The organism is Streptococcus sp. 2021WUSS109 (assembly GCF_044427305.1).
GTDB lineage: Bacteria > Bacillota > Bacilli > Lactobacillales > Streptococcaceae > Streptococcus > Streptococcus suis.
Window position 1 is genome coordinate 1 of sequence record NZ_JAOTGF010000040.1, and the last position, 5,977, is coordinate 5,977.

Sequence of the window (5,977 nt, forward strand, 5' to 3'; positions counted from 1 at the left end):
TGGTGCTTTAGCACCTGCTCGGGAAAGTGGTGCGCGAGGAAGCTATTTCAGTGGGCCTTTGGCCCTGGCCGGAACAAGCGGCTTATAGCCGCAGAACAAACCACCAGTTCGACTGGTGGTTTTGATTCTTGTAAGAGTTGGATAAGGGTCTGGCTCAGCTGGTTTTCTACATAGTGTTCTTTCATGAGACATTTTTCGCTTTCTGTCTTATTTTGTGTGAGACACTTGTCTCCATACTTTTCATTGTATAATACTCCTAGTTTTTTCACAAGTCTGATGTGAAAAAAGAAAGGAATTGTGTATGAAAAAGATAAAAAAATATCTCTTGTGGTTGCTTGGAATTGTAGCAGGCTTAGGCCTGGTTACCTATGTGACAGTTACAAATCACCCGCAGCTAGTAGTTGGAATGATTCAATCTCTCATTTATCAGGAGAGTTCGCCCAATTCCTATCGTCCTCTTAATGAAGCCATTGACGGTCCGAAAGAAAATGGTCACTATCTGAAAAGTGAGATTGCCTATAGCAAGGACTATCCCAATAGCTTTTTAGATATTATCTATCCAGACCAAGATCTAGAAGCTGATCGTCCAACGCTTTTTTACTTCCATGGTGGTGGCTTCTTTGCAGGTAGTAAAAATATGGGCGACCCGCTGGCAGCCAGTGAAGCGACTTATTTGCTTGATGATATGGTTTCAAAGGGCTATAATCTTGTAAATGTGGACTACGCTTTGGTGCCAGATTACCACTTTCCAACGCCTCTCATTCAGATGAATCAGGCGATTGCTTATATAAAGGAACACGCTGCAGAATATCATTTGAATATGGACAATGTCGTTCTAATGGGCTCTTCAGCGGGAGCTATTATGGTTGCCCAATATGGCAGTGTCTTAGCTAACCCGAACTACGCTCAGCTATTGGACATGGAGCCAAGTATCGCAAAAGAACAGGTCAAAGCCTTAGTTATTGATGATGCCCCTTTGGATTATCCCAAGCTTTCTCTGGGTGCCAAGATGCTGGTGGGCAACTATGTGGCGGGGACCATTTATCTTAGCCAGGAAGAGATAAACGCCTACAACCCGATTCTCCATGTGACCAAGGATTATCCAGCAAGTTTCCTTTTGGGCAGTGAATACCGTACCGATTTGCTCACACTTCAAAAGGCTTTGAAACAGGCGGATGTTGTTCATGAGTTGGTCGATCCCTTAGCAGAAAAAGGACTGGAAAAACCGCATGGCTTTGTGTCAAATTTACGCAATGACCCTGTGTCTGCAGAAGCCTTTGACCGTATGATGACATTTTTAGAAGATCGAACAAAAGAATGAAATTAAAAACCTTATACGATTTGCCACCAATAAGATGTTGGTGGGGCTCTATGAGAATGTTATCTTCAGTAGTCCAGGTAAGTTTTATAGAGTCAACTAAAATGTAAAAACAATGGTATATTTTTAAGAGGGAAGGGAATCATGTCATGAGATGGAATGGAAAAAAGAAAAAGTGAGTCCTTATTTTTTCAATTATTGCAGTAGTAGCTGTTACAGTGTTCTTGTCTTTTAACCATATTGTGGACTTCTATGTGACAAACACAATGGGTAAGGACTTACCTACTCTGACTTCAGAACCAGAGTTTGGTAAATGGTATTCAGTCGATGTTGATGGTTCAGTCAGTTCAGATGGTAGCAAATGGCAGGGATATTTTCGAAAAGGTAAAGAGAATAAGGTTGTCTTATATTTTTACGGCGGTGGATTTAGCGTGAATGATTTCACAGCAGCAAGACCTCTAGATGTTGAAGGTGGATTTTATAATGATCAATTGAATACTGGGCTCAATGTTATGACGTATGCCATAAAAGAATGGGGCATTGGAAATTCAGATGAGAATAATGCGTTTAGAGATTGGACATTTATAGGAGTGCCCTACACCACTGGAGATTTCCATGCAGGTACAGGCTCACAGGAATACGCTGCATTAGATGGCAGCTTGCAGACGATTCATTATGAAGGATATCATAATTACCGTAAACTAATAGAGAAGTTGTCTGCTTATATAGATAGTTCTCCAGAACAATTAGTGATTACGGGTTCAAGTGCAGGTGGTTTTGGGGCAGCTATTCTGGCAGATGATGTCATGCAGCTATTCAATAATCCACAGAATACGACTGTTCATGTGGACTCCTCACTTCTGATTACTGATGATTGGCATAGGATAATGGTTGAGGAGTGGGAGTCACCCAAACCCCTTAGCGATGTTGTTTCTGGTGATAATATTGTCCTTGATTCTCTTGTCGCTCTGAATAGCAAGAGAAAAGATGTGACCATTTTATTTGATTGTTCTGTACGCGACTATAATTTAGCATTAGCTCAAACATTTTTTGACTCTGGAATGACTAGTGCCCTGCCAGAAAAAATTGGACAAGCTGAAGGAGATAGGTTTCAAGGGTTGCTTAAAACTATGGTAATGGAGATGCAGGAGAAAATTCCTGGTAGTGGAATTTATATCTGGGATGAAGTATCTCAAAAAGAGGGACATTTAACCGTTCATACAGCAACAGGGACCAAACTATACTTTGAGAAAAGGGGAGAAGACCCAAGTATCGCTCAATGGTTACAAGACGGTGTAGCAGGAGATGTTAAATCCTATGGGTTGGAGTTGTTAAACCAAACAAACGAATGATTTCTCAGTAGCTTTTTTCTATAAGAAAGGATTAAAATAAAACATGGAATCCTTAAAAGATTTGCCACCAAAATGGCGTAAATGGATGATTGGTTTACGAATTGCGGCGGTGCTCTTACCCCTGTTATTGGTGCTTTATTTTTGGCTGACCCTGGGGTCCTTGATTCAGGTAATGGTGGGATAAGATGAAGTTTAGAGAATTACCTAAAAAATGGAAAATCCAATTGCTCCTCTTGTTCCTTTGGACAGCATTTAGTCTGCTCTTGCTGGTCGGTTATACCGTCTTTTTGCAGTCTTATCGTGCAAGCAATCAAGCCCACCGATCAGTCTTAGTAAAACCCGACAGTCAGCTGATAGGAGAGCGATTTGTGATTGAGCGGCCTGACAAAGAGCCTGTTCATGTCAACCTTTACCGTCCAAGTGAGGCCAGTCAAACTCTGTTTCCCTTGGTGGTCAATGTCCATGGTGGCGGATTTGTCGGTGGAGATGCAGATGTACTAGACACGCAAAGTCAGCGGCTGGCGGATCAGTGGCAGGCTGTTATTGTAACGGTCAATTATACCAAGGCGGACGTCCAACCCATTTCCTACGGAGCAGAGGAAATCAAGGACACGGTCTTGTATTTTGCCAAGGAAAAGGCCACTTACGGAGTGGATCCGACTCTGTTTTCCATAATTGGCTACTCAGCAGGTGCTAACTATGCCGCCCTTGCTAGTGAATTATTGGTCAAGGAACAGTTTGATTTGGCAGGTTTGATCATGGCATATCCTTGGACGACGGGACTTTCTGTGGCAAATCAAGGGGAAGACTTCCCGCCAACGCTTTTTATCTTGGCAGGTCAGGACCCCATTTCCCAAAAGGCCAAGCCTTTTATAGAAGATATGAAAGAAGCAGGTCGCACGGTGGATGTCATCGCCTATCCAGAAGCTGTACATAGTTTCATCGAGTCCAACAACCCCGAAGGCTTGACAGGGGCGACGACGGATATGTGCCAAGTGGTCAATGCAGAGCAGGAAAACTTGGCAAGACAGGCAGAAGCAGCAATCGGTGACTGGCTAGATAGTCAAAAACGAAAGGAAAACAAATGAACACCAAGAATTTTTACTGGGTACGAGAACCAGAAAACTACCAGATTTCAGATAAGGAAATCAGAATTACAACCCAAGCTCATACGGACTTGTGGCAGAAAACCTATTACCATTTTGTCAATGACAATGCTCCCCTGCTCTTGATGGATACGGAGGCAGAGTATTTCTCCTTTACGGTTAGGACAGATTTTTCCAATAGTCATACCCGCTTTGACCAGTGTGGTGTCGTGGTTTATCAGGATTCGGAAAACTGGATCAAGGGCTCGATTGAATATGAAAATGAGGAGTTTCAGCACTTGGGCAGTGTCGTGACCAATCACGGCTTTTCAGACTGGGCAACTCAGGAAATACCAGCTTCTGTCAAGTCAATCTATTACCGTTTGAGCCGACGGGGTAGTGATTTCTGCATCGAAAACTCTAAAGACGGTGTCCATTTTGAGCAGATGCGGATCTGCCACCTGCATGAAGGTAATGGTAAAATCCATTTCGGTATTTATGCCTGCTCACCAGAAGATTCTTCTTTTGAAGCGGTCTTCTCCGAAATGAGTTTGACTGACTGCAAGTGGCTGGCTCACGACGGACAGCAACCAGATTAGAAGATTAGCTTCCAGCTCTGCCATTTCCCGAAAGTCCATTATAAAATCGTTGAAATCCTTGTCATTTGTGGTATAATGAAGAGTATGCAATAAAATTTTAAGGAGAATGACAGAATGTCTGTATCATTTGAAGCAAAAGAAACAAACCGCGGCGTTTTGACTTTCACAATCGGTCAAGATGCAATCAAACCAGAATTGGACCGCGTTTTCAACAAAGTTAAGAAAGATATCAATCTTCCAGGTTTCCGTAAAGGTCACTTGCCACGTGCCGTTTTCAACCAAAAATTTGGTGAAGAAGCACTTTACCAAGATGTAGTAAACGCTCTTTTACCAGCAGCTTATGAAGCAGCAGTTGCTGAAGCTGGTCTTGAAGTTGTTGCACAACCAAAAATCGACGTTGTATCTATGGAAAAAGGCCAAGACTGGACAATCACTGCTGAAGTTGTGACAAAACCTGAAGTAAAATTGGGTGACTACAAAAACTTGGCAGTTTCAGTAGAAGCAACTAAAGAAGTATCTGACGAAGAAGTAGATGCAAAAATCGAACGCGAACGCAACAACTTGGCTGAATTGGTTATCAAAGAAGGCCCAGCAGCTGAAGGCGACACAGTTGTTATCGACTTTGTAGGTTCAATCGACGGCGTTGAATTTGACGGCGGTAAAGGTGAGAACTTCTCACTTGGACTTGGTTCAGGTCAATTCATCCCAGGTTTCGAAGCACAATTGGTAGGCCACGCAGCTGGTGAAGAAGTAAATGTTGAAGTAACTTTCCCAGAAGACTATCAAGCAGCTGATCTTGCTGGTAAACCAGCCCTCTTCGTGACAAAAATCCACGAAGTAAAAGCAAAAGAAGTTCCAGCTTTGGATGACGAATTGGCAAAAGACATCGACGAAGAAGTAGAAACACTTGATGAGTTGAAAGCTAAGTACCGTAAAGAATTGGAAGCAGCAAAAGAAGTTGCCTTTGACGATGCAGTTGAATCAGCAGCTCTTGAATTGGCTGTAGAAAACGCTGAAATCGTTGAATTGCCAGAAGAAATGATCCACGAAGAAGTTCACCGTGCAATCAATGAATTCTTGGGTGGTATGCAACAACAAGGTATCTCACCAGATATGTACTTCCAAATCACTGGTACAACTCGTGAAGACCTTCATAAACAATACGAAGCAGATGCTGAAAAACGCACTAAGACAAACTTGGTTGTTGAAGCAGTAGCTAAAGCAGAAGGTTTCGAAGCAACTGAAGAAGAAATCAACAAAGAAATCGAAGACTTGGCAGCAACTTACAAGATGGAAGTGGCACAAGTTCGTAGCTTGCTCTCACCAGAAATGCTTAAACACGACATCGCTGTGAAGAAAGCCGTTGAAGTGATCACAAGCACTGCAACTGTAAAATAATTATTTGGAAAACTCGACTTGGTCGGGTTTTTTGTTATGGCTTCGAGCCAGTTTTTCTCGTAGAGAAAAACAAGAAAACCACCAGCTATGCTGGTGGCTCAGAATGAAGACAAACATCTCGCTTGATGTTTGTCTTTTTCTGTTTATTGGTCTGATAGTCCGTCTTTTTGCCAGAATAGTGGCTATTTGGACAAAATAAAAAGGCTTCCCTGTCCTCATTTTTAC

At 42.5% G+C, this 5,977-nt stretch carries 5 protein-coding genes; all 5 read left to right on the forward strand.

The window, feature by feature from the left end; translation table 11 throughout:
• Nucleotides 1-301: 301 nt before the first annotated feature.
• The 5 genes from ODU37_RS10385 to tig all read left to right on the forward strand — a co-directional run bounded on the left by ODU37_RS10385 (nt 302) and on the right by tig (nt 5,752).
• Complete coding sequence (locus ODU37_RS10385; RefSeq protein ID WP_105158831.1) at nt 302-1,321, forward strand: alpha/beta hydrolase; 1,020 nt, start codon at nt 302-304, stop codon at nt 1,319-1,321.
• Between the two features lie 251 nt (nt 1,322-1,572).
• On the forward strand, nt 1,573-2,670 hold the full coding sequence (locus ODU37_RS10390; protein WP_153045515.1) for a pectin acetylesterase-family hydrolase: 1,098 nt from the start codon (nt 1,573-1,575) through the stop codon (nt 2,668-2,670).
• Nucleotides 2,671-2,855: 185 nt separating this feature from the next.
• Nucleotides 2,856-3,758: an alpha/beta hydrolase gene (locus tag ODU37_RS10395; RefSeq protein ID WP_105106289.1), complete on the forward strand. Its 903-nt coding sequence runs from the start codon at nt 2,856-2,858 to the stop codon at nt 3,756-3,758.
• Nucleotides 3,755-4,354, forward strand: coding sequence for a DUF1349 domain-containing protein (locus ODU37_RS10400; protein WP_105158830.1), 600 nt, complete (start codon nt 3,755-3,757; stop codon nt 4,352-4,354). The genes ODU37_RS10395 and ODU37_RS10400 overlap by 4 nt, the downstream gene beginning before the upstream one ends.
• Nucleotides 4,355-4,468: 114 nt before the next feature.
• Nucleotides 4,469-5,752 (forward strand): trigger factor, encoded by a 1,284-nt coding sequence (tig, locus tag ODU37_RS10405; RefSeq protein WP_024406467.1) that lies wholly within the window; start codon nt 4,469-4,471, stop codon nt 5,750-5,752.
• The last annotated feature ends 225 nt before the right edge of the window (nt 5,753-5,977 follow it).

What these genes read in the sequence shown, in the direction of transcription:
- tig (WP_024406467.1), top strand. Translation starts at nt 4,469, where the DNA reads ATGTCTGTATCATTTGAAGCAAAAGAAACAAACCGCGGCGTTTTGACT.
- ODU37_RS10400 (WP_105158830.1), top strand. Translation starts at nt 3,755, where the DNA reads ATGAACACCAAGAATTTTTACTGGGTACGAGAACCAGAAAACTACCAG.
- ODU37_RS10395 (WP_105106289.1), top strand. Translation starts at nt 2,856, where the DNA reads ATGAAGTTTAGAGAATTACCTAAAAAATGGAAAATCCAATTGCTCCTC.
- ODU37_RS10385 (WP_105158831.1), top strand. Translation starts at nt 302, where the DNA reads ATGAAAAAGATAAAAAAATATCTCTTGTGGTTGCTTGGAATTGTAGCA.